The sequence below is a fragment of the Peribacillus sp. P4_B1 genome (assembly GCF_056402395.1).
The window spans coordinates 17,546-38,612 of record NZ_JBFUHM010000019.1 but is presented as its reverse complement, the minus strand read 5'-3'; the positions used below and the strand labels follow the sequence as shown (position 1 = coordinate 38,612).

General features: G+C 39.4%; 26 protein-coding genes and 2 pseudogenes. 15 read left to right on the top strand and 13 right to left on the bottom strand.

The window, feature by feature from the left end; translation table 11 throughout:
* Positions 1-6: 6 nt before the first annotated feature.
* A complete protein-coding gene (locus tag AC1DVK_RS13050) occupies positions 7-210 on the bottom strand; it encodes a hypothetical protein (protein WP_477626635.1) in 204 nt (67 codons plus the stop codon).
* A 59-nt stretch (positions 211-269) separates the two neighbouring features.
* Here AC1DVK_RS13050 and rpsN point away from each other — a divergent pair, with 59 nt between their 5' ends.
* Positions 270-539, top strand: coding sequence for a 30S ribosomal protein S14 (gene rpsN, locus AC1DVK_RS13045; protein ID WP_061465381.1), 270 nt, complete (start codon positions 270-272; stop codon positions 537-539).
* A 373-nt stretch (positions 540-912) separates the two neighbouring features.
* Here the strand turns inward: rpsN and AC1DVK_RS13040 are convergent, their stop codons facing one another.
* Positions 913-1,299: a VOC family protein gene (locus AC1DVK_RS13040; protein ID WP_061465380.1), complete on the bottom strand. Its 387-nt coding sequence runs from the start codon at positions 1,297-1,299 to the stop codon at positions 913-915.
* Between the two features lie 31 nt (positions 1,300-1,330).
* On the opposite strand from AC1DVK_RS13040, the gene AC1DVK_RS13035 reads away from it, so the two are divergent.
* Positions 1,331-1,477, top strand: coding sequence for a hypothetical protein (locus AC1DVK_RS13035; RefSeq protein WP_477626634.1), 147 nt, complete (start codon positions 1,331-1,333; stop codon positions 1,475-1,477).
* A 48-nt stretch (positions 1,478-1,525) separates the two neighbouring features.
* Here the strand turns inward: AC1DVK_RS13035 and AC1DVK_RS13030 are convergent, their stop codons facing one another.
* Entirely contained in the window at positions 1,526-2,209 is a 684-nt protein-coding gene (locus AC1DVK_RS13030) for a DUF3600 domain-containing protein (RefSeq protein WP_477626633.1), read from the bottom strand.
* Positions 2,209-2,676: pseudogene (locus AC1DVK_RS13025) on the bottom strand (sigma-70 family RNA polymerase sigma factor); the annotation flags it as partial. The gene AC1DVK_RS13030 and the pseudogene AC1DVK_RS13025, both read right to left, overlap by 1 nt.
* Before the next feature lie 180 nt (positions 2,677-2,856).
* Between AC1DVK_RS13025 and AC1DVK_RS13020 the strand changes: the two are divergent.
* From AC1DVK_RS13020 to AC1DVK_RS13010, 3 genes are all read left to right on the top strand, one after another.
* Positions 2,857-3,126, top strand: a complete 270-nt coding sequence (locus AC1DVK_RS13020) for a DUF1292 domain-containing protein (protein WP_089361813.1) — start codon at positions 2,857-2,859, stop codon at positions 3,124-3,126.
* Between the two features lie 457 nt (positions 3,127-3,583).
* The gene (locus AC1DVK_RS13015) at positions 3,584-4,054 is read left to right on the top strand and encodes a hypothetical protein (RefSeq protein WP_477626632.1); all 471 of its coding nucleotides are present in this window, start codon (positions 3,584-3,586) and stop codon (positions 4,052-4,054) included.
* Positions 4,055-4,072: 18 nt separating this feature from the next.
* The gene (locus AC1DVK_RS13010; RefSeq protein WP_477626631.1) at positions 4,073-4,453 is read left to right on the top strand and encodes a hypothetical protein; all 381 of its coding nucleotides are present in this window, start codon (positions 4,073-4,075) and stop codon (positions 4,451-4,453) included.
* A gap of 222 nt (positions 4,454-4,675) precedes the next feature.
* On the opposite strand, the pseudogene AC1DVK_RS13005 reads toward AC1DVK_RS13010, so the two are convergent.
* Positions 4,676-4,759, bottom strand: a pseudogene (locus AC1DVK_RS13005) (SF0329 family protein); the annotation flags it as partial.
* 393 nt (positions 4,760-5,152) lie between these two features.
* Here AC1DVK_RS13005 and AC1DVK_RS13000 point away from each other — a divergent pair.
* Entirely contained in the window at positions 5,153-5,347 is a 195-nt protein-coding gene (locus AC1DVK_RS13000; RefSeq protein WP_477626630.1) for a hypothetical protein, read from the top strand.
* Between the two features lie 34 nt (positions 5,348-5,381).
* Positions 5,382-5,549 (top strand): hypothetical protein, encoded by a 168-nt coding sequence (locus tag AC1DVK_RS12995; protein WP_176431795.1) that lies wholly within the window; start codon positions 5,382-5,384, stop codon positions 5,547-5,549.
* A gap of 236 nt (positions 5,550-5,785) precedes the next feature.
* On the opposite strand, the gene AC1DVK_RS12990 is transcribed toward AC1DVK_RS12995, so the two are convergent.
* Positions 5,786-5,995: a hypothetical protein gene (locus AC1DVK_RS12990; protein WP_477626629.1), complete on the bottom strand. Its 210-nt coding sequence runs from the start codon at positions 5,993-5,995 to the stop codon at positions 5,786-5,788.
* Between the two features lie 433 nt (positions 5,996-6,428).
* On the opposite strand from AC1DVK_RS12990, the gene AC1DVK_RS12985 reads away from it, so the two are divergent.
* Both AC1DVK_RS12985 and AC1DVK_RS12980 read left to right on the top strand, forming a co-directional pair.
* Complete coding sequence (locus tag AC1DVK_RS12985) at positions 6,429-6,857, top strand: cell wall hydrolase (protein WP_061465376.1); 429 nt, start codon at positions 6,429-6,431, stop codon at positions 6,855-6,857.
* Positions 6,858-6,994: 137 nt separating this feature from the next.
* Positions 6,995-8,455, top strand: coding sequence for a PAS domain-containing sensor histidine kinase (locus AC1DVK_RS12980; RefSeq protein ID WP_477626628.1), 1,461 nt, complete (start codon positions 6,995-6,997; stop codon positions 8,453-8,455).
* Positions 8,456-8,492: 37 nt separating this feature from the next.
* Here the strand turns inward: AC1DVK_RS12980 and AC1DVK_RS12975 are convergent, their stop codons facing one another.
* On the bottom strand, positions 8,493-9,485 hold the full coding sequence (locus AC1DVK_RS12975; protein ID WP_477626627.1) for an NADPH:quinone oxidoreductase family protein: 993 nt from the start codon (positions 9,483-9,485) through the stop codon (positions 8,493-8,495).
* 161 nt (positions 9,486-9,646) lie between these two features.
* Here AC1DVK_RS12975 and AC1DVK_RS12970 point away from each other — a divergent pair, with 161 nt between their 5' ends.
* A complete protein-coding gene (locus AC1DVK_RS12970; RefSeq protein WP_089361807.1) occupies positions 9,647-10,087 on the top strand; it encodes a peptidylprolyl isomerase in 441 nt (146 codons plus the stop codon).
* Between the two features lie 468 nt (positions 10,088-10,555).
* On the opposite strand, the gene AC1DVK_RS12965 is transcribed toward AC1DVK_RS12970, so the two are convergent.
* Both AC1DVK_RS12965 and AC1DVK_RS12960 read right to left on the bottom strand, forming a co-directional pair.
* Positions 10,556-11,494, bottom strand: coding sequence for an oxidoreductase (locus AC1DVK_RS12965; RefSeq protein WP_410862312.1), 939 nt, complete (start codon positions 11,492-11,494; stop codon positions 10,556-10,558).
* Between the two features lie 123 nt (positions 11,495-11,617).
* The gene (locus tag AC1DVK_RS12960; protein ID WP_089361806.1) at positions 11,618-12,388 is read right to left on the bottom strand and encodes a TSUP family transporter; all 771 of its coding nucleotides are present in this window, start codon (positions 12,386-12,388) and stop codon (positions 11,618-11,620) included.
* A gap of 226 nt (positions 12,389-12,614) precedes the next feature.
* On the opposite strand from AC1DVK_RS12960, the gene AC1DVK_RS12955 reads away from it, so the two are divergent.
* The gene (locus AC1DVK_RS12955) at positions 12,615-13,397 is read left to right on the top strand and encodes a TrmB family transcriptional regulator (RefSeq protein ID WP_318686569.1); all 783 of its coding nucleotides are present in this window, start codon (positions 12,615-12,617) and stop codon (positions 13,395-13,397) included.
* Positions 13,398-13,489: 92 nt separating this feature from the next.
* Here the strand turns inward: AC1DVK_RS12955 and AC1DVK_RS12950 are convergent, their stop codons facing one another.
* Positions 13,490-13,843 (bottom strand): hypothetical protein, encoded by a 354-nt coding sequence (locus AC1DVK_RS12950; protein ID WP_089361804.1) that lies wholly within the window; start codon positions 13,841-13,843, stop codon positions 13,490-13,492.
* A 271-nt stretch (positions 13,844-14,114) separates the two neighbouring features.
* Between AC1DVK_RS12950 and nagZ the strand changes: the two genes are divergently transcribed.
* Together nagZ and AC1DVK_RS12940 are read left to right on the top strand one after the other, a co-directional pair.
* Positions 14,115-15,359 carry a beta-N-acetylhexosaminidase gene (nagZ, locus tag AC1DVK_RS12945; protein WP_477626626.1) on the top strand — a complete coding sequence of 415 codons (1,245 nt, stop codon included), beginning with the start codon at positions 14,115-14,117 and terminating at the stop codon, positions 15,357-15,359.
* An 89-nt stretch (positions 15,360-15,448) separates the two neighbouring features.
* Complete coding sequence (locus AC1DVK_RS12940) at positions 15,449-15,637, top strand: hypothetical protein (RefSeq protein ID WP_410862316.1); 189 nt, start codon at positions 15,449-15,451, stop codon at positions 15,635-15,637.
* Positions 15,638-15,904: 267 nt separating this feature from the next.
* On the opposite strand, the gene AC1DVK_RS12935 is transcribed toward AC1DVK_RS12940, so the two are convergent.
* The 3 genes from AC1DVK_RS12935 to AC1DVK_RS12925 all read right to left on the bottom strand — a co-directional run bounded on the left by AC1DVK_RS12935 (position 15,905) and on the right by AC1DVK_RS12925 (position 18,540).
* Positions 15,905-16,306 carry an SET domain-containing protein gene (locus AC1DVK_RS12935; RefSeq protein WP_056523115.1) on the bottom strand — a complete coding sequence of 134 codons (402 nt, stop codon included), beginning with the start codon at positions 16,304-16,306 and terminating at the stop codon, positions 15,905-15,907.
* A gap of 273 nt (positions 16,307-16,579) precedes the next feature.
* A complete protein-coding gene (locus tag AC1DVK_RS12930; RefSeq protein WP_410862318.1) occupies positions 16,580-18,205 on the bottom strand; it encodes a M4 family metallopeptidase in 1,626 nt (541 codons plus the stop codon).
* A 146-nt stretch (positions 18,206-18,351) separates the two neighbouring features.
* Positions 18,352-18,540, bottom strand: coding sequence for a hypothetical protein (locus AC1DVK_RS12925; protein ID WP_477626625.1), 189 nt, complete (start codon positions 18,538-18,540; stop codon positions 18,352-18,354).
* A gap of 134 nt (positions 18,541-18,674) precedes the next feature.
* Between AC1DVK_RS12925 and AC1DVK_RS12920 the strand changes: the two genes are divergently transcribed.
* Positions 18,675-20,159 (top strand): amino acid permease, encoded by a 1,485-nt coding sequence (locus tag AC1DVK_RS12920; protein WP_061465366.1) that lies wholly within the window; start codon positions 18,675-18,677, stop codon positions 20,157-20,159.
* 321 nt (positions 20,160-20,480) lie between these two features.
* Positions 20,481-21,005: a hypothetical protein gene (locus AC1DVK_RS12915; RefSeq protein ID WP_061465365.1), complete on the top strand. Its 525-nt coding sequence runs from the start codon at positions 20,481-20,483 to the stop codon at positions 21,003-21,005.
* Positions 21,006-21,067 lie beyond the last annotated feature (62 nt).

The window sequence follows — 21,067 nt, the reverse complement described above, 5'->3', positions numbered from 1 at the left end:
TAGAATTTATAGGCCGTTTTCACATACTTTGTTGCTATTTACCGGGTAGTGAGTTGTGGTTGATTTCCCCTCCAGATGCTCGCTTTCCTTGGTGCGGGCGGTGAGCCTCCTCGGCGTAAACGCCTGTGGGGTCTCACCTGTCCCGCTGCTCCCGCAGGAGTCTCGCACTTCCGCTCCAATCAACCTTAAATAGTTTCGTTTTAAAAACAACAATCTTTACGAAAAGAGCCAATTTATAAAATCATTATGTTTAAAAAGGAGAGATTAAAATGGCTAAAAAATCCAAGGTGGTAAAAGCACAAAAACAGTTGGCAATGGTCGAAAAGTATGCAGAACTTAGAACGCAATTGAAGGAGAAGGGGGATCATGCTGCATTGGCCAAACTCCCGCGTGATTCTTCGCCGACAAGGGTTCACAATCGTTGCGGAGTAACAGGAAGGCCCCGTGGATATATGCGCAAATTCAACATGTCACGTATCGTTTTTAGGGAACTTGCTCATAAAGGGCAACTGCCAGGTGTCAAAAAGGCAAGCTGGTGAAGCGGGGAGAAAAGCAAGGTTGATTCAGGGGGAAGGTTCCTTGAATCAACTTTATATTTTGAAAAGGAAAGCTTTAAGCAGTAAGAGTATATAATATTAAATCGGTTAATAAGACAATTTGAGAAGCAGGATGTATGATTTTTTGTTAGTTACAAAGAGGAATCGTTCACGAGAATAAGAGCCCTTAATAAACCTAGGGCCGCTTCATGTCTAACCTAGCTTAAAGGAAGTGTATGGCGTAATTTTATTTAATGCTTGTTCAGAAATTAAGGCACGAAAAGGGGGCGTGAGAGAACCAGATCGGTTTAGGTAAGGTAAGATAACGTAAAGAAAGCAGAAGTTTTATCAACTCTGCTTTTTTATTAATCAACTTTTACCTTTGGAAAAATTCAATCCACTCTTTTTCTGGTCCATATATGTAGAAATAGCGATAACCATTTGGAAGGGTGACGATTTCTTCATCAATCAGCTCGATGTTATCTAAACTTTTAATCCGGTCATATTCCTCTTCGATATCATCCACAGTAATTGCAAAATGGTGGATCGTTGCTTCGGATGGCAGTGTGTCGCTATAACCTTGAATTAATTCAATTTCTGTTTCGTCTGAATCATTGTATCCAAGGAATGCTAGTTGGATTACACCATTAGTATGTAGCACCCGCGATTTCACTTTTAAATCTAATACATCCTGATAAAAGGTTATGGATTCTTCAAGATCTCTTACAACAACTCCGATATGATCGACTCTTTTTATAGCCAAGGAACTTCCTCCTAATTTTGTTTAGTACAATATGAAAGTATTAGTATATATAACATTATTCGTAATAAAATTACAATTTCGGGGTAGTGTTTTTCTGATTATTAAAAAATTATGGATGAAGGAAGAATTGGCTGGTGAACCGTGGAAAATGATTGATAAAGAAATAGACAATACTTAATGAAGAAAAGTATTGTCTATACATGTATAGTGGAGAACTCTTTCTACTTCATTGAATTTGCATCTCATTTACATAATCCATGAAATCCCTTGCTTCTTGAAATTCAGCTTGAAGATTGGCAGGTAAGTCATCGACATTAACTGAGCCGTTTTCACTCCCACTTTGCACGGCAATTTTTTCATATGTCATAAGAGCCTCAATATACGTTTCGTATTCCTCAGCCGTTAACAACTCTTCACTGGATACTAGTCCGTTTAATTTATCGAAATATGGCTGTATTTCCATAAAAGCTGTTTTTAATTCAGCGATTTTTCTTGAAGGAAGTTGGTCGTAATCAATATTGCCGTTTGCATCTCCATAGTCTAGCTTAGACTCAGTTACTACATGTAATAATTCTTTGAAATCAGCATACTCTTCTTTTCCCAATTCACCTTTAGCTTGGGACAGTTTTGCATCGAAAAGGAGGTATCCCTCCATGGTAGCATTAGCCAAATGCTTTTTTACCTGCTCGAATGATCCGTATAGATCATCAGCCAGGAAGGATTGATAGGCGAAAGCACTGGTTGGGAGTAACAGTGAAGCAATCAGCACGCTTGTTATTAAATATTTTTTTCTTTTTCCTCGATTAGTTGTTATTGTACTTATTACTTTCACTTTTAGTTCTGGTGAAGGATTTAGGCTCTTACTTTCTTCATATAACGCTTCCCTTAATTGATTATGAAGATTGTTCATTATACATTCCTCACTTTCTCTAAAAATAATTGACTTTCTTTTCCTTTCGCATTCAACTTTCTTAAAGAAGCGTGAATCCTGGATTTAACGGTTCCAATCGGGATTTCTAAAATTCTGGCTACCTCTTCTTGTGAATAATCATTTAAGTAGCGAAGAATTACGACTTGTTTTAGCTTGTAAGGTAACTGGTTTACTAAATCTACGAGTTGTTGATTAGAAATTTTATCAACAATGTCATGAGAAAAATCTGGAACATTGATTCGTACTGCTACTTCTGCTTCTGCCTTTTTAGAAATCCTTAGGCGCATCCATCTTTTCCGTCGATAGGTTTGAAGCTGCCGTATGACAATCCCCATTAACCATGGTTTGAAAGGTCTTTCGCAATCATATTTAGGAAGAGACTTATAGACCTCTATGTAGATGTCCTGAATCACATCGTCAATATCCGCTTTTTCGTCTATACTATATATTGGTAAGGTATTAATATTTCGTTCGCTTTTTAGGGGTATTTCCCCATTTTAATGGATTATTTTCTTGAAAAGAAAAGAATTTATTTTTTTCCAGGGCAAAAATTTGTTTCTATATGGAATAGTCGATATACTATGGAAACAACTCCATTATTTAATGGATATGGGAGGAGAGGTAATATGGGTAATATTCGTGAAGGTGAGGTTTTCACCCTTACTGATGACAATGATGAAGGCCATGAAGTTGAGGTTTTAGGATCATTGGATGTAGAAGGAACGGAATATGTAGCAGTAGGTTTGCTTGAAGATATTGAAGAAGATACAGAGGAAGATATCGATATTTTCTTTTTCAGGGTCGAAGGCGAAGGTGAGCTGCTCGATATCGAATCGGATGAAGAGTTCGAAAAGGTATCATTGGCGTTTGAAGCGGCATTTGAAGAGAAAGAATGATGGGGCAAGAGTAAAAGGCGGCACAATATGTGTCGCCTTAGGCTGTTGAACAAAAGGTTTCGGAATGTTCTCATTCCGAAACCTTTTTGATTTTTTATTGAATTTGAAGTACTTTCTTTAATTTCTTTCTCTTCTTCCTTATCGAAACTCTTTATAAAGCTTCATTATTCCATCTGCTTCGCATCGCAAGTTATAAAATAATTGTTTTTCCAATTTGGAAATCTCCCGATCTAAGGGAATGGTATGCTATATTAACTTTCTACAGCAGTTCCGCAATAACCTCCTAATTAAATTTTATAAAATATGGTTTATTTGTTAATATGGACCAATTCGATTAAAAGGGGTTATGAAACAATGAAAAAGATTGAAGTTAAAGCAATTAATGTTAAGAGAATTATAGTTCCGGCTGTTGCTAGTGTAATGTTATTTGCAGCCTTTACACCTTTTTCAAAAGCTTTTGCTTGAAATAAAAGAACCAGTTCAATCAAATACCGAAGTAAGTTCTGAAATTATAGAAGATCAAGCTCCTATTACATTTGAAGAAATTGAGAGAGTAATTGCTGAACAATCTATTCCAGCAAGTGTGCTTGTACAACAGGCTAACCCTGTCAACCCTTATGATGGTACTCAAATTTCATCTGAAATTATTCAACAATTAGAACGTGAGTCCCAACAAAGAGGATTTAAAAAGACAGTTGTAGTGTATGCATTAAAGTATGGCGGTACAGCACTGAGCAAAATAGTCGGTAGTCTATCACCTACAAATGGTAAGCTGTTGAAAAAACATGCCTTTGAAATTGGAGATGCGCTAAATCGTATGTCTAGTAACATAGAAGCAAGATTAGTTGATTTCATGTATCATGAATTGGGCTTGCCACTAGCTGCTTCTAGGTCTATAGCTTGGGCAATTGCACTTTGGGTACTATAATAAAAGGAGCAAATTTTAATGGAAAATATGTTAGACGAATTTAATAAAATGAAATATCATCAAAAGTTATTGCTTACAATTGCATTGGATAAAAAACCTGAACAATATACCTATTTTCACTTCATTATGAATCATGATTTAAGTGAAAGGGATTCAAAGGTGATTTTCGATATACTTCATGCCTTAGAAGACAAAAAGGAAGGTATTTACCAAAAGGATAAATATGAAGAAGTCATTGCATCATTTTTAGGAGATAATCCTTCGGTTTCGATGGAAACCTTTGAAAATGCATTGTTGCATGTAAATATTGATGTAAACCCTATTTATCTACTCAAGTCTTTGAAAAATCAATATATTCAAGTTGATTTTTGTAATTATCTATTAGAAGAAACAAAGTAAAGATAGCAAACCCTGTAGAGTCAATTCTACAGGGTTTTTTCTATTCATTGATTTTCTCTGTTATTTCTACTGTTGAAAAAGATTGTCTTGGTATCTTTTTAATCTTCGCTTAGCTGATAAAACGAACATTGGCGTCTGTCAACGGTACCGGACCGAAGGGAGGATAAGGAGTTGATAGACTCACTTCACCAAGACCCTCTAGGTGTCTCAAAAGGCAACTTGTATTGATTCTTTCATTCCTTCTAAAGTTCTCTTTCCCACTCTTCTATCTACCAAAGAAAGAATCTTAATGACCATATCATCTGAGTGGGCAATTGCTTTAATATTATCTTGTGTATTACTTTTAAGTTTATTATTACCTCAAACATCTGTATCTACTGCTGAAAACGATCAAGATTTTTCATTTGAATTATTAAGTGTAGATGAAAATGAAACTGTCTTTACCAATGTTGAGGATGGTTTGACTTATAAATACGTTCAATCTACTTTAAATACTAATACTAAAGATGAAACGATTAAAGTTGACAAATATTTAATTTCAGAAAATAGTAAACCAGAGTTAGTTGAATCTTCAAGTGTCCTTACTCAAAGTGAAGGAGTAATGAGTCTAGCTAAAGTATCATGTGTAGGTAAACAAACAGTTACTGTTTCAGCCTCGTCAATTAAAGCATTTTTAAACTCTTGTAATACAAAAAAAAAGTGAAAATTATTGATGATGCAAGTGGCATGACAGCGGCTATCGCTGGGATTACTGCTGCTATAAAACAAATGGGCAGCTTTGGAATGTATACTGGTGAGTGCAGGCCTTTTATGATGCAAGGATACATTGTAAAAAAAGTATCAGATAATGGGAATGGTATATCATTTGTAACCACACTCCACCAACAGTTCTAGTTCCAATAAGAAATAAATAATGGGGGTGTTTTAAATGCCAAGTAAATTATTAGTTGGTCTTGCTATAATAATATTTATAGTAAACTTTGTAGTATCACCAATGTTTTTCGATGAAACTCCTAATTCCTATGGCACCTTCATAGGTTTAATTTTACTAAGCATATCTCTTATTTCTTTAATTGATCAGGTAAATAAAAAATAAAAGGCATCCTTTGTGGATGTCTTTTATTTGTAATTCTTATTTTTTTCTCTCTTCCCACGCCTATAACCTTGTTCTTAAGTATGCTGCCAAGCATTTATATTTACTTATAAATGACCCGCTAACTCGAATAGCTCACCAAGCTTACAGATGTATTGTTCACAACAACGGAAAAAGCGTAAGCTATTGCCTACGCCTTACTTCTCAACTTATTTTTACAGTAACAAAATACTATCTATTTACCAAAAAGGCGGGCGAGCCACCCCTTCTTCTCTTCTTAAATGATTAGTAACGGCAGCCTGTTTTATACTTTCCTCATTTTCTTTTATACCTGCCATTAATCTTCTGTCTTTTTCTTCTAGTTTGTTATTTATATATTCTTGCTGTTTCTGGATTTGTTCAACCAATGACTGAATGACTTTTCTCTGTTCGTCTATGGATTTTTGCATGTCCTGTACGGCTCTCCAGCGACATTTACAGTCACCGGTTCCTTGAGACCAAGTTTTACCTTATATTTACCGAACGAACAACTGTTTAGAACTAAGGAACGGGTGTGCGGGACTCCTACGGAAAGCGATTGCCCTACGTTTCAATCAACATTCAAAAGTTACAAACCCTCAAAAAAACTGTAGACAAACTCAATTATTTATCGAGTTTGTCTACAGCTTGAAGGCGGCACAATATGTGTCGCCTTTTTATATGTAGAAAGAAAGTATTGGCCCCGCCTTCGCCAAATACCATGATAGCCACGCGTGCTACCCAGCCTTACTTAAGTATAATGTTTTAATATTGATGGGACGTGTATCTTATATGAAGGTTTTGTGAAAAAACGGAGTATTTTTCCATCTCAGGGGCATAGGATAAAAAAGTGGAGGTGATAGGATGGCTGTTGTAAAGAACACTGCAGCCGATCGTGCCTTATTGGCAAGATTGCTTAGAGCTGAAGGCGAGGGTGAAGGTGATCAAGGCATGTTGATGATCGGGAATGTAGGGATCAATCGGATTAGGTCTAATTGTTCCGATTTCAAAGGGTTGAGGACGATTCCAGACATGATTTATCAGGAACATGCCTTTGAAGCTGTGCAGAAGGGTTATTTTTATCAACGAGCAAGGGAAAGGGAAATAAGGCTTGCACGTCGCAGTATAAATGGTGAAAGGCTATGGCCCTCGAAATTTAGTCTATGGTACTTCAGGCCACAGGGAGATTGTCCGGCAACCTGGTATAATCAGCCCCTCGTTGGGCGTTTCAAGCTTCATTGCTTTTATGAACCTACAGGTGCAGAATGTGAAAATATTTATAGTACATTTTAAGGAAGAGGCTGAACCTTATGGGGGTTTGGCCTCTTTGTGCATCAATCTTTATCATATGATAAAACTGGCAAATGATTTACTGATACTGTAAAATTGAGACTGTAAATTTCCGGATAAGAAAGGAATAAAAAAATTTGATGAGTAAAAGGCTTATTAATTATGGACAAGGGAAAATGGGAGAACAGTCGGTGGATGATACACTTAAGTCATTCATGGAGAACAACCCGGACGCCATATCCATTGTTGATCTGGAAGGAAAGACCCTTCAAGTAAATGCCGCTTTTGAAGAGTTTTTCGGTTGGAAGAATGATGAACTCATTGGCATGCCATATCCAATTATTCCTGAATTCTTGAAGGAATCAGCCAAGGAATTGCATGACCAAATTAGGGCAGGGGTAAAAAAGAAAGGCTTTGAGACGGTCAGGCAAAGGAAGGATGGCCGGTTAATCAATGTGAGCATCTCCCTGTTTAATATCCGGGATAATGAATATGAGCCGTCCGTACTGGTCTTCGTTTATCGGGATATCACGAACCAAAAGCTTGCTGAAGCTGCCTTGAAGGAAAGTGAGCAAAGATATCGCAGTTTAGTGGAGGTGTCACCTGAAGCGATTTTTGTACATCGTGATGGGATAATAGAGTATATGAATCCCATGGGGGCAAAAATGCTGGGGATGGATAGTGTGGAAGATATTATCGGTAAGTCGGTCTTTCAGTTCGTTCACCTGGATTCCCGGGAAAGTGTACAAAAAAGAATCGAGATAATGAGGGACGATTATCAGGCGGTTGGTTTACTGGAACAAAAGTTCATTCGACTTGACGGACAAGTATTTTATGGAGAAACACTCGGTCTTCCGATTATTTATAAAGGTCATCCAGCCATACAGGTATTCTGCAGGGATATTACGGAGCGTAAAAAAACCGAAGAGCTGCTTTGTAAATCCAATATGTTATCGGCCGTTGGACAAATGGCTGCGGGTATCGCACATGAAATAAGAAATCCATTAACTACGGTCAAAGGATTTTTACAATTATTAAGCGAATACCCTGAGCAAAAGGACTATCTTGAAATGACGGTCAGCGAAGTTGAGAAAATTGAAATGCTGGCCAATGAATTTTTAAGTTTAGCAGAGCCTGAAGCGAAGGCTTGTGAATCGATTCAGCTTAACGATATTTTGGATAGTGTGATTACATTAGCCGAGTTTCAAGCGATATTGTATGATGTTGAAATCATCAAGGAATATAATACGGGTTTGGGATCGGTCATTGGCGAACCGAATCAGTTAAAACAGGTTTTCACGAATGTCGTCAATAATGCGATTGAAGCCATGCCGAAAGGCGGCAAACTTCATATACAGTTAAACTATGAGGGAGTCTACGCGATGATCCGATTCATTGATCAAGGCTGTGGAATCTCAAAAGAGCGCATGAAGCATTTGGGGCAGCCTTTTTATAGCACAACGGAAAAAGGAACAGGGTTGGGGCTCATGGTCAGTACTAAAATCATTCATGGGCATAATGGGGAAATTCATTTCAGTAGCGAAGTGGGAAAAGGGACGATTGTAGAAATCATTCTCCCCCTCAATGAGAGCTCACAATGAAAAGTGACGAGAAGCCATGCTTTCGTCACTTTTTGGATTATAGCTTAACGATCGTTCTGCCTCTTGCTTCCCCTTTTAATAGGGTAGGAAGGATGTCAGGCAATTCTTTAATAGTAATTTCCTGTTGAACGAGCTGTTCTAAATGTGCAAGTTTAAAGTCGGTGGCAAGGCGATGCCAAACTTGCAATCTAGTATCCATCGGGCAATTGACCGAATCGACCCCAAGTAAATTAACACCTCTTAAGATGAAAGGAAAGACGGTGGCAGGAAGGCTTGTGCCAGCTGTTAATCCGCTTACCGCCACAGATCCGCCATACTTGATTTGGCTAAGGACCGAGGCTAACGGTTCACCGCCGACGGGATCTACCGCCCCGCTCCACTTCTGTTTGCCAAGTGCCCGAAGCCTGCCATCATATACATCTTCACGGGATACAATGGTCGTCGCTCCGATTTCCTTTAGGTATCCATGTTCCGATTCCTTTCCTGTACTTGCTTCCACTGAATAGCCAAGTTTGGCAAGGATCGAGACAGCGAAACTGCCGACCCCGCCAGTTGCACCAGTGACGAGAACGCTCCCTTGATCAGGAGTGAGGTTATTTTCTTCAAGGCGCAGAACTGATAAGGCAGCAGTGAAACCTGCAGTTCCGATGATCATCGCCTCTTTCAGTGTAAGGCCATCAGGAAGTGGAACGATCCAATCTGCTGGAACACGGGCAAATTGACTGTAGCCGCCGGATTGTGAAACGCCAATCCCGTAGGAGGTCGCAATCACTTCGTCGCCTTCCTGAAACCGGGAATCCTCAGATGAAACGACTATACCAGCCATATCAATTCCTGGAACGATCGGATAGCTGCTGACAATGTTTCCATTCGGAATGCTGGCAAGGCTATCTTTATAGTTCACCCCGGAATAATGGACACGGATGAGCACTTCCCCTTGCGGCAAATCATCAAGTGATAGTTGCTGAATGTTAACGGAAAATCGATCATCTTGCTTGTTTACAACCAATGCATCAAATTGCTGTAACATGGTTCGTTCCCCCTTTTATACTGAATCTACTCCATTATAGAAGGAAAAACGTCAAAAAGTATAGTGATGCAATTCGAAATAAGTAGCGCTTCCTTTTCTTTCTACTTCTAAAAATGTTACTATTAGATTTGATTCAGTTCATATTAAAGGAGATGTTTTACATGGCTAAAAAAGGATACATACTTATGACAAATGGAGAAAAGATCGAATTCGACCTTTTCCCGAACGAAGCACCGAACACAGTGGCTAACTTCGAAAACTTAGCAAACACAGGATTTTATAATGGTGTAGTCTTTCACCGTGTAATCCCTGGTTTCGTAAGCCAAGGCGGAGACCCTACAGGTACAGGTGCAGGCGGAAGCGGCAAGCAAATCAAATGTGAAACAGTAGGAAACCCTCACAAACATGAGGCAGGTAGCCTATCGATGGCACACGCTGGAAAAGATACTGGCTCAAGCCAATTCTTTATCGTGCACGCGCCACAACCGCATCTTAACGGTGTTCACACAGTATTCGGTAAAGTGACATCTGGACTTGAAACGGCTAAAGCTATGAAAAATGGCGACAAAATGGAAAAAGTAGAAGTTTTTGACGCTGAATGATGGAAGTGAAAAGAGGGGGCATATGCTCCCTCTTTCTTTTTGCTATTTAAAGGGCAGAGACTTAAACTATAAGCCCATTTTGTATAGTAACTAATGAAAGTAAACCTATTTGAAGAAATCTTTTCATTAGAGCAAAGCAAATATAGAAAGAACCCTTTTCGGGGGCCCTTTCTCGCTGTCTAGAACTCCGGCTTTGATTGTTGATTTTACTTCTTTTGCAGGAGCATGGTTAAGAATGACACATACCCATTGTTCCAACACAAAGATCAAAGTTACCACTTTTGTTCATGCTCCCCACTCCTTTTTACATCTTTACAATAGAACCACCTGTGGATCCTTTATAATTTCCCCATACCGTCTGTTTCTTGTCTGTCCTAATTCATGACCCTTTTTAAATGTAAATTAGGGGGCAGCATTTTTGTTGGAGATACACATATACGAAAAGAGAGAACCTTTTAAAATATTGAGTCATTTTGGCGTAATGCTTTCACTGAAACAATATTTGACCCCTGACATGGTTTCCGAAATATCCCATAATCTTTTCGAAGTTTCTTCATTATACAAGGTATCGATGATAGTATCTTTTCTAGGAAAGCCTTTTCTGCTTTTCTTTCCATCGGGTCCGATATACTCCCCGCCTGTTAAGGTTGGTTCCGTTGCGGCATAAAGAGTGGGGAGTGCTCCCATATTTGCCGGCTGGGTGAAGGTTTTGGAAAGAAAGTGGACGAACCTATTCATGGGTTTGCCAGATCCGCGTGACATGAGATTAGTATGGGCAAGGCCTGGATGACAGGCAACGCTAATCGGGTTTGCTTCATGCTGGTTGAATTTTTTCTGTAATTCGCGGGCAAATAGAAGATTGGCCAGCTTGCTTTGCCCATAGTATTTCATCGGTTTATAGCCGTTTTCACCATTTAGATTTCCGAAGTCTATGAATCCATTGATGGCGGCCAAGCTGCTCAATGTGACAACCCGCGATTTTGGTGTAGAAAGGATACGCGGAAGAAGGAGGCCTGTCAAAGCAAAATGACCGAGATGGTTGCTGCCGAATTGCAGCTCGAAACCATCCTTCGTTTTGCTGTATGGCGGAATCATCACACCTGCGTTATTGATAAGGACGGAGAGTGAATCATAGTTTTCGTTAAAGGAATCAGTAAAATGCCGAATGCTGCTTAAATCACTTAAATCCAGCTGCATCACGCGTACATTCGCTTTAGGATGCACCGAGATGATTCTATCGACCGCCTTTTCACCCCTAGAAGCATTCCGGACGGCAAGAATGATCTCTGCCCCCTTACCGGCCAGGGCAAAAGCCGTTTCGAAGCCAAGTCCACTATTTGCACCAGTAATCACAATGGTTTGCCCTGATACATCGGCCATATCTTCGCCATTCCACTTTTCAATCATACAAATCACACCTTTCCACACATTCTATACCTATCATATACCCAAATAATTCCTATATGTCACATTCTGTGGAGGGAATCAGGTGCTGTATTCTATTTTTCTGATGTAACCGGAATTTTTTAATTAGCCGCCCATTAAGTAATCAATTATATTTTTCATGATCAGGATGACGGTAACGATGATGAATAATACTCTTACATATGCCACTCCCTTCTTAATGGCGAATTTAGAACCTGCCAATGCTCCTGCTATCATGGAGATCCCCATCGGTATTCCATAGGAAAAGTTGACGGTATCAAGAAATATGAACATGATCAGTGCTGCCAGATTACTTCCGAAGTTTAGAAATTTTGCGTTTCCTGCAGAGTGCAAAAAATCAAAGCCAATCATTAAAAAGGCAAACAAAATGAAAGATCCCGTTCCAGCCCCCAAAAATCCATCATAAAAACCAATGGCAAATATAGCGAACGCGAATAGTGCGGCCTTTTGCCATGTGAGCCTCTTGTAAGTCGATTCTTGTCCCCAGTCCTTTTTTAAAAAGGTATAAATGGCTATAGCTAGTAAAAGAACTAAGATCAGTGGTTTTAATAATTCGGGTGAGACGAAATTGACGACCCAGGCACCCAGTAACGATCCTATAAAAATAAATGGGAAAAGTTTAGCCACGAACCGAAAATCGACCTTACCTGAACGAATGAAGGCAATTGTACTTGTTAAAGACCCCATGGAACTTGCTAACTTATTCGTTGCAATCGCAGCTGCTGGGGAAAGTCCAGAAAATAATAAAGCGGGTATGGAAATCAGGCCACCACCGCCGACCACAGAATCAATGAATGCTGCCAAAAAGCCAAAAAACATCAGCAGCAAGAGTGTTGAAATTTGTATATCTTCCATCCAAGAAGCCTCCGTATCAAGGGCATTATGGCCAAAATGCTTACTTTTGCGGCAGCCATAACCCAAAGTATTTTAATTAGTCACTATTTAGATAGTAACTAATTAAAATCTTTCTGTAAATAAGAATATGATGAGTTATGTTCCCATACCTTTTGAAATCGAATAGATTTCGATAGGAGATTTGGTATGATAGGCATATAACTTACTTAATGCACTAGGAGGTACTATGCAAGATATCATTCAAAAACTACAGTCTCTCGGGTTTAGTCAATATGAAGCAAAGGCTTATGTTTCTTTAGTTCGCCAAGGTCCAACCAGTGCCTATCAAGTAAGCAAGGAATCTGGAATTCCCAGGGCACGTATCTATGAAATATTAAATGGACTTCAAGAAGAAGGAGTCGTCTTAAAAGAGGAAATCAATGAATCGATACAATATTCACCATTACCAGTCGATGTGTTTTTGGAATCCGTCCAATCGAAATGGAACAATACCTATCAATCCATCAGCCATACACTAAAGCAATTCGAGAAAATCGAGCCCATGACCGACAATCGTGTAATGACGCTTAAGGGTGAAGCGCATATCCTATCCTTTTGCCGTACTTTGATTCAAAAAGCGGAGAGAAGGGTGGTAGTTTCCTTATGGGACAAGATGTATGGGAAACTTGAACAAGAGCTTAAGGGGGTAGCTGCACATTGCACTCTCAAGGGGATTGTATTTCAGGTTGAACACCCATTATCAGGTTTAGATATACATCGTAAAACCAGCTATGTGGACAATATAGGAGAGAACAAATGGTTCATCCTATCCATTGATGGCAAGGAGACGATTTACGGCCCTTCTTCGGAAACGAGAGAAACGGCGTTTTACACAGATGATCCCATTCATATTAATTTTCTCGAAAATTACATTTGGCATGATATCCTCGTTAACCGCTTAGTTAAAAAGGACGAAGAAGATGCTGAGAAATGGATTTCGAGGGAAAGGGACCGTTTTTTCTCGCTATAGCAGTTGGAACCATAATAAAAAAGCTGATAACCCCTTATGTAAGGGGACATCAGCTTTTTTATTATTTATTAACGCAGTATAAATCAGAGTTGTCATCTGGATAAAAGGGTTTTAGGAAATCTAATCGCCGTCGGTAAGTTGGATTTATCTCGATAAGACCTGTACGACACAATGATATGGTCATGCGCTAGAACATCCAACTGGAGAATTTGTGAGCTTTTCATTTCCACATAGTACGTAACACCTTCTTTTTGTAAATGATAAAAAGAAAAGGGTATACCTAAAAGGTCTTTCCTGATTAGTTTTGTTTCAGGCTGATTGATGATGTGCTCACTCAATTCCACTATTGTAACAGAAGTTGTTCCTGTAATTGTTGTTATTTTTTCTTTTGCATAATCGACTGCATGACTGAAGGTTTCGGCAAGATTCTTCAAGATTCCATCCATGGGGGCATCTCCTTTGAAATAGGGTATGTATGTAGTATGGTACGTGGCATATGCTTTATGCAAAAAATACTCAATGATGCTATAGAATTGTCCGTTTATGAACATGATTAAGAGAGTGTTCAACGAAATCACGTTGTCAGGTGTGGGATAAATAAATACGCAGTTAAGGAAGGACGGGCAGTATGAATGATGAAGTACTATTTGAAGAGGAAGAATCAATGAAGAAAAGAAACGCTTTTGAAATGCAAGGGCCCCAAAGGAAAGGCAAAGCATGAAGAAAAAAAATATATATTTGGGTCTGGCCTTTATCGCAATCCTCTCTTTTTTTACAGTGTTGTTCATTCAGTTGAATATGGATGCGAATTCTAAAGAGGGTAAAGGGAAAGACTTCGATGCCAACACGGATAACCATGAGAAAATAGAAAAAATGCTCGAAAAAATGACGCTTGAAGAGAAAATCGGACAGCTTATGATCGTTGGTTTCAACGGAACTGAAAAAAACAGTGAAATTACGGAGCTTATCGAACAAAAACATATAGGGGGCGTCATTTATTTTGACCGCAATATGAAATCGCCTGAACAAGTGGCTAAGTTATCCAATTCGCTGCAGCAAACAGCCGATCAAAGCTTACATCCGCTTCCGCTCATGGTGGCCGTCGATCAGGAAGGCGGGGACACAATCCGGATGAGGGAACGGGTATCGCCACTCCCGGCGCAAAAGGATCTTGGGAAAAATGCATCTGCCGAAGACATGTACAAGGTGGCAAAATTGAATGGGAAAGAACTTGGTTCAATGGGGATTAACATAAATTTCGCCCCTGTTCTTGATCTATCGAAAACGGATGAGCGTTCATTTGGAAAAGATCCGGAAAAGGTCTATCAATACGGAAAGAAAGCCATTCAAGGCTTGAATGATGTATCCATAACTGGTGCATTGAAGCACTTTCCAGGAAACGGACGCAGCGAAATCGATCCCCATGTCGAAACATCGTCAGTGGAAACAAACCAACTTGATCTAGAAAACTCGGATATTTATCCTTTCAAGCAAATCATAAGTGAAATGGATAACCAAAAGTTTTTCGTGATGGTGACCCACATTAAATATCCAGCCTATGATAAAGAAAAACCTGCAAGCCTTTCTAAAGTCATCATAGAAGACCTGCTTCGGGGGAAACTTAAGTATGAAGGGCTTGTGGTCACGGACGATTTGGAAATGGGAGCTGTGAACAAGTATTTCTCTTATGAAGAGATGGGGAAGCAAGCAATCCTTGCAGGAGCTGATTTATTACTTGTCTGTCATGAATACTCCCATGAACTTGAGGTATATAACGGATTACTCGAAGCTGTAAAAGCAGGAGAAGTTCCAATAGATAGAATTAACGAGTCAGTGAAAAGAGTGTTGACATATAAATTCTACACTATGAAGCAAACGAAGGCAGACCCGGATCAAGCTGAAAAAGTGGTGAAAAGCCCTGAAAGCATAAAGTATATTGAAAGTCTGAATTTGGATAAATAAAAGGGAAATCGCACACAACAGGATGCTTTAGTTTAAATCAGTTGATAGAGGGAATACTAACTATAACTAACTTGAAGGAGGAAATTCACATGCCATCAAACAAAATGATTGGAACCGTCCTGATAGGAGCTGCAGCATTTTTAATGCGCAATAAGAAAACTCGTGAAAAAACCATGAGTCAAATAAAATCGCTAGCCACACCAGAAACCATTGATAAGGTTAAGAGCCAACTCCAATCATTAACTAAATCAAAATCAAGTGACCCATCCCCTCATTAAGATGAAAAACCCCATCAGGTTGCTCAAGCATGCAATTTGATGGGGCTTTTTTCATTGCTCCCTTTTTGATCAAACATCTTCACTTTTCCATTCTTCCCCCGATCCGACTGGTTAAAAAAAATAACGGGTTAATGGCGTGTTACCTGACTTTAAAGAAGACCTCCATTAATTAGAACCCGGTGGAAGGAAAATGAAAAGCACTCGTTTCTTCCGAAGACCTTGGACAGGTCTGTCAAAAGTACAAGTGCTTTCATGAATGATCAATGATCATTCAGCTTCATCTTCACCATTATCTTCTTTATTGAACCAAAGCGGATCCTCATTATCGACTTCACCATTATAATTAATCAGGATTTCTTCTCCTGCCTTTATGTCAGTGTAAGCAAAGAAATCAAACGTATGATTCTTAAAGTTGATGTCGTACGTAGCATTTGGTGTATAAGAGTGATTAAACAGCATGCCATAGCCTAAAAGCATGGCAGTATGGTTAATTCCATATTCAAATGCATAATCAGCAAGCAATGTTTTCTCTATGAAAACATGCTCCTCGTTTGGGTAAGCAATGACAGGTGCTTCATGCAAAAGCTCACCTTTTTTAATGTCTTGTGTTGCGAATACGCCTCTATTGAACTCACCATCACTGAGTGTGGAAGTTTTAACTTCAATCATGTTCGTCACCTACTTGTTCTATTCAATATAGTCCAGATCATCTAAGCTTGACAGTTAATAAGGAGAAAAGCAACTATTTTACGGAAATAATCATTTTCACACTCATTTTGGGAATTTATTGAGGCCCTACCTTTTATCATAGGTTCCGAGTGACGGAATAATTCATATGAAGGCCGAAAAAAGTGATCATTCGGCCGGAAAATATATATACATACAAAAAACACCTCCGCTACAAGTGAAGCTAGGGAGGTGTCGGTCATATAGGTAAATCCCTTAAATCACACCGACAGCTGTAAAGGCATTTTTGACAGCTGTGACTTCTGCACTGCTAGAACCGTATAAATCAGAGGCCGCTTGTATGACGGCCGCTCTGGCTTGTGAAAAAGTAGACGACGAAGTTAAATATGTTGTGTTTGCCCGATAAAAGATGGTGCCTAGTTTATCGATGCCGATTCCGGATACGCTCACACCATGGTGGGTTCCGCCTGCAGAGATTAAATAAGCTGCCTTATTAATGATTCCGCTGTTCGTGTGGACTCCGCCGTTATCACCCGTTCCTGTATAACGGTTCGAATAATGGTCAGGATCCCCATTCAATGTTGGATTAGCCATCGAGCGAAGTGCATCACCGGAAATGTTAGGTGTGTAAATATCTTCTCCGATCAAATAATCCGCTTTGGCACTTTGATTCTTAAATTCTACGACAGTGCCAAAAATATCAGATATCGCTTCATTCAAAGCACCGGATTCATATTGATAGGTAAGGTTCGATTCCGAGGAAGTGACGGCATGCGTCAATTCATGCGCAACGACATCGAGCCCGCCGGACAATGGAATGAACGTCGTGCCATCTCCATCACCGTAAACCATTTGGGTGCCATCCCAAAAAGCATTATTGTATCTTGAGCCATAATGGACGGTTGATTTCAGGGTGGTTCCATTACCATCATAGGAGTTCCGGCCAAATGTGGATTTGTAATAATCATAGGTGTTACCTGCATAAAAATGGGCATCCACCGCAGCTTTATCGGCAGAAGTAGTAAAAGCATTTGTCGTGTTGGAAAAGAGTGTACCAGGCAATTTTGAACGGTTATTGGCATTATAGGTGAAAATGCCTTTGCCGCGTGTATTGTCTTGTAAATAGTATTGACCGTTGGATAAGGTAGTGTTCAACGATACGGTGTTGTTTAAGACGCCAGTGCCCGTTCCGACGGAATTGGTTCCCGTCACTTCATCTAGTGTATTGTATTTATTCAGGATTTTACCCGTTTTGACTGAAATGAAATAATTATGATTTCCAGGTTCCGGACTTAAGAATTTCAAATTGACTTTATATACATAATCGGCCTTGCCTTCATTTGCGTATACATATAGCTCAGATTCAGGTGATTGCTCGTAGGCAGGTGTGAACCCCAGATCCGCTTCCGCTATTTTGATAGCTTCAGATTCACTGATGCCTTTTTTAGCCTTTTTCCCTAATTTCGTGTTTAGATTGGCTTCAACCGTACCGGACACGACGGTCAATACACCTTTAGCGTCAATCAATACGGCTTGTGTGGAATTCCATACTGGTACGCCTTTATAGGTTTGTTGCAATTTAAGGACAGTATTGCCCAGTTCATCCTTGCTTTCTTTCTCGATCGTGAAGGAGTCCTTCGCCTTTTGCTTTTCTAGCTTGTAAGACTTTTTGTTCTCATCAAAAAAGGTAAGAATGATATCTTCTGCCGTTTGCTTTGAGGGTTCCGTAAGCTTCCCAGACTTGTATTCTAGCGAATCCCTATGCTTATTGTACTTTTCAACACTTAACACATTTTTTGCCGCTAAAGCTTCTTGATGGGGAATAGCAGAAAATAATAGACCGATGGATAGTGCAGTTCCTACAAATACCTTACCTTTCATAAACACTCAACTCCCTCATGAGAATACCTCATTTTTGCATCCTTTCATATTATTATCAAATGGAGAAAACTCGCAAAAAATATGACATTTAAAGTTATAAAATGGAGAAAAATGGTTTTTGGTAGATTTATTATTTCTGAATATTCTTACAGTAATATTTCAATTATGTAAAAGGATCTTAATATTTTCCCCGTTAAAAATCCTGCTTTTTTATAAGTGCAAAAAACCGTGGCATAAAGTGCAAAAAACCGTGGCGTAAAGTGCAAAATATTTTGTCTATTTAAGTCGTTTTTTTTGATAATTTGTTGAATATTGCGGTTTTTTAATTCTGGCATAGAACTTGCATATATATCAGAAAAGGAATATTCGATTGTAAATTAGCTCTATTTGAAGGTCGATGAAATAGGAAAATTTATTAAATGGATTTCCCCATAAATGAAAGCGCTTATATAGAAAGGGATGAAAATTTATGATACCAAAACAAGAAAACGACATCTTGCAGCATCCTCCAAAGCAAGAAGAACAGGGATTAAAGCGCGGTTTAAAATCTCGTCATTTAACGATGATTTCCATTGGAGGGGCGATTGGCACCGGACTGTTTCTTAGCAGCGGGGCAGCTATCCATACAGCTGGACCAGGCGGCGCATTACTTGCTTATGCCTTAGTTGGGGCAATGGTGTACTTCGTGATGACCAGCTTAGGGGAACTGGCCGCCTTTATGCCGACAAGCGGTTCATTCAGTACCTATGGAACGAAATTCGTCGATCCGGCATTTGGGTTTGCCTTGGGATGGACGTACTGGTTCAATTGGTCGATGACCATAGCGGCCGAGTTGTCAGCCTCAACAATGATCATGAAATTTTGGTTTCCGAATAGTCCATCGTTGTTATGGAGTTCATCATTCTTGGTGCTCATTTTCCTATTAAACTACTTATCTGTTAAAGGATACGGTGAAGGGGAATACTGGTTTTCCTTCATAAAAGTAACAGCCATCGTTATTTTTATAATCGTTGGAATACTAATGATTGTCGGCATCATGGGTGGCGAAGCAGTAGGTTTTAAAAACTTCACAGTCGACGACGCTCCTTTCCCGGGTGGGTTCATGGGTGTCTTCATCGTATTCATAGCGGCTGGCTTTTCTTTTCAGGGTACCGAAATTGTCGGCGTGGCTGCCGGTGAAAGTGAAGATCCTGCACGGAATATACCAAAGGCCATTAAAAGTGTCTTCTGGAGAATCCTGCTCTTTTACGTATTGGCAATCTTTGTGATAGGACTGCTTATCCCTTATACAAATTCAAGTTTACAAGGGGATAACGTCATGGTAAGCCCGTTCACGCTCATATTTGAAAAGGCTGGTGTGGCCTTTGCAGCTTCGCTTATGAATGCCGTCATTTTAACAGCGGTATTATCAGCAGGTAACTCTAGTCTATATGCATCTACGCGTATGTTATATTCAATGGCAAAAGATGGACAAGCACCGCGCATTTTTGCAAAACTTAATAAACGCGGCGTACCGGTTGCAGGAATGATTTTGACGTGCTCAATCGGAATGCTAGCCTTTTTAGCTTCCGTATTCGGTGATGGTAAAGTGTATATTTGGTTAATGAATGCGATTGGAATAACAGGATTTATCTTTTGGCTCGGCATTTCCATCAGCCATTACCGTTTCCGCAAAGCATTCATCGCTCAAGGCAATTCTTTGGAGAAGCTTCCATATAAGGCATTATGGTTCCCGATAGGGCCAATCTTCGCCATTTTAATTGGCATGATCGTCATCCTGTCCCAAAATATCCAAGCCTTTTTCTCAGACCAGATTGATTGGGGCAGTGTTATAGCTGCATACCTGGGAATCCCGCTTTTCCTTGGCCTTTGGCTTGGCTATAAACTGGTAAGAAAAACTAAATTCGTTAAACTTGATGAAGTAGAATTTGACTTTGACAAAAAATATGAATGAACAAGCGTAAAGTAAAATCAGCCGGACAATTTAATTGTCCGGCTTTTATTTGTTTATCAATAGGCTCATATTAAAGGCCGAAAAATAGGAGATAGAACGAATTAAACGGAGATAGGACGAATTAAGTAGGAGTCCGGTCTGATTGGAAACAGTCAAATTTAAGTTGGTAGATGAAGAAATTGTTCTCTTATCATTATGGAAATCCACACATACCTTCTGTGAAAATTTACTAGTTATAACTAGTGTGGGCAGGGTATCAGAGTAACATCCTTTTAAAAGGACGTTCAAGAAAATTGCACTGGTAAGGAGGGTTGCTTAAACATGTTTGGTCTCTCTGATATCATTAAATTTCTATTTTCCTTTTTTTTGATCATGCCAATCGTTACGCTGATACATTTGAGCGGGCATATTTTCTTTGTTACGATCTTTGGGGGATCAGAAAAGAAGATCTTGATCGGTTGTGGTAATAAACTTTTCGCCTTTCGGAACATAGAGGTGAGGAAATATTATTTTTGGAATGGGACTTGCGAGTTCAAGGGATTAAAACATGATAATCGATTGACGAATACGCTGATATATTTAGGGGGGGCTATCTTTAATTTAGTCAGCATGTTGATCATATATAGCTTAGTGTATCAGAATATCCTGGACAGCTCGGTGATCTGGTATCAATTCATCTATTTTTCTTTCTATATTATGTTTTTCTCCTTGTTTCCGATGTATTTCGCGGACGGGTCGCCTAGTGATGGGAAGGCTGCGGAATTGGCCTTGAGGAACAAGCTGGAAGATAGGGTGACGGATGATATATTTGTGAAGAAAATGGATGATGATGATAGCTGCAAGTAAAAAGGGGACGTGCTAGTGACCGTTCCTTTTTTGTTTGCTTTCAGCTTTAGGATTTATCATAA

Excerpts from the sequence above, each read along its gene's own strand:
- AC1DVK_RS12960 (WP_089361806.1), bottom strand. The coding sequence starts at position 12,388 with ATGGAAGATATACAAATTTCAACACTCTTGCTGCTGATGTTTTTTGGC.
- AC1DVK_RS13010 (WP_477626631.1), top strand. The coding sequence starts at position 4,073 with ATGGAAAATATGTTAGACGAATTTAATAAAATGAAATATCATCAAAAG.
- AC1DVK_RS12980 (WP_477626628.1), top strand. The coding sequence starts at position 6,995 with ATGAGTAAAAGGCTTATTAATTATGGACAAGGGAAAATGGGAGAACAG.
- AC1DVK_RS13035 (WP_477626634.1), top strand. The coding sequence starts at position 1,331 with ATGAAAGTATTAGTATATATAACATTATTCGTAATAAAATTACAATTT.
- AC1DVK_RS12990 (WP_477626629.1), bottom strand. The coding sequence starts at position 5,995 with ATGCAAAAATCCATAGACGAACAGAGAAAAGTCATTCAGTCATTGGTT.
- AC1DVK_RS12950 (WP_089361804.1), bottom strand. The coding sequence starts at position 13,843 with ATGGATGGAATCTTGAAGAATCTTGCCGAAACCTTCAGTCATGCAGTC.
- AC1DVK_RS12975 (WP_477626627.1), bottom strand. The coding sequence starts at position 9,485 with ATGTTACAGCAATTTGATGCATTGGTTGTAAACAAGCAAGATGATCGA.
- AC1DVK_RS12965 (WP_410862312.1), bottom strand. The coding sequence starts at position 11,494 with ATGATTGAAAAGTGGAATGGCGAAGATATGGCCGATGTATCAGGGCAA.
- AC1DVK_RS12935 (WP_056523115.1), bottom strand. The coding sequence starts at position 16,306 with ATGATTGAAGTTAAAACTTCCACACTCAGTGATGGTGAGTTCAATAGA.
- AC1DVK_RS12920 (WP_061465366.1), top strand. The coding sequence starts at position 18,675 with ATGATACCAAAACAAGAAAACGACATCTTGCAGCATCCTCCAAAGCAA.
- AC1DVK_RS12995 (WP_176431795.1), top strand. The coding sequence starts at position 5,382 with ATGCCAAGTAAATTATTAGTTGGTCTTGCTATAATAATATTTATAGTA.
- AC1DVK_RS13030 (WP_477626633.1), bottom strand. The coding sequence starts at position 2,209 with ATGAACAATCTTCATAATCAATTAAGGGAAGCGTTATATGAAGAAAGT.
- AC1DVK_RS12930 (WP_410862318.1), bottom strand. The coding sequence starts at position 18,205 with ATGAAAGGTAAGGTATTTGTAGGAACTGCACTATCCATCGGTCTATTA.
- AC1DVK_RS12915 (WP_061465365.1), top strand. The coding sequence starts at position 20,481 with ATGTTTGGTCTCTCTGATATCATTAAATTTCTATTTTCCTTTTTTTTG.
- AC1DVK_RS12925 (WP_477626625.1), bottom strand. The coding sequence starts at position 18,540 with ATGCCAGAATTAAAAAACCGCAATATTCAACAAATTATCAAAAAAAAC.
- AC1DVK_RS13020 (WP_089361813.1), top strand. The coding sequence starts at position 2,857 with ATGGGTAATATTCGTGAAGGTGAGGTTTTCACCCTTACTGATGACAAT.
- AC1DVK_RS12970 (WP_089361807.1), top strand. The coding sequence starts at position 9,647 with ATGGCTAAAAAAGGATACATACTTATGACAAATGGAGAAAAGATCGAA.
- nagZ (WP_477626626.1), top strand. The coding sequence starts at position 14,115 with ATGAAGAAAAAAAATATATATTTGGGTCTGGCCTTTATCGCAATCCTC.
- AC1DVK_RS12955 (WP_318686569.1), top strand. The coding sequence starts at position 12,615 with ATGCAAGATATCATTCAAAAACTACAGTCTCTCGGGTTTAGTCAATAT.
- AC1DVK_RS12940 (WP_410862316.1), top strand. The coding sequence starts at position 15,449 with ATGCCATCAAACAAAATGATTGGAACCGTCCTGATAGGAGCTGCAGCA.
- AC1DVK_RS12985 (WP_061465376.1), top strand. The coding sequence starts at position 6,429 with ATGGCTGTTGTAAAGAACACTGCAGCCGATCGTGCCTTATTGGCAAGA.
- rpsN (WP_061465381.1), top strand. The coding sequence starts at position 270 with ATGGCTAAAAAATCCAAGGTGGTAAAAGCACAAAAACAGTTGGCAATG.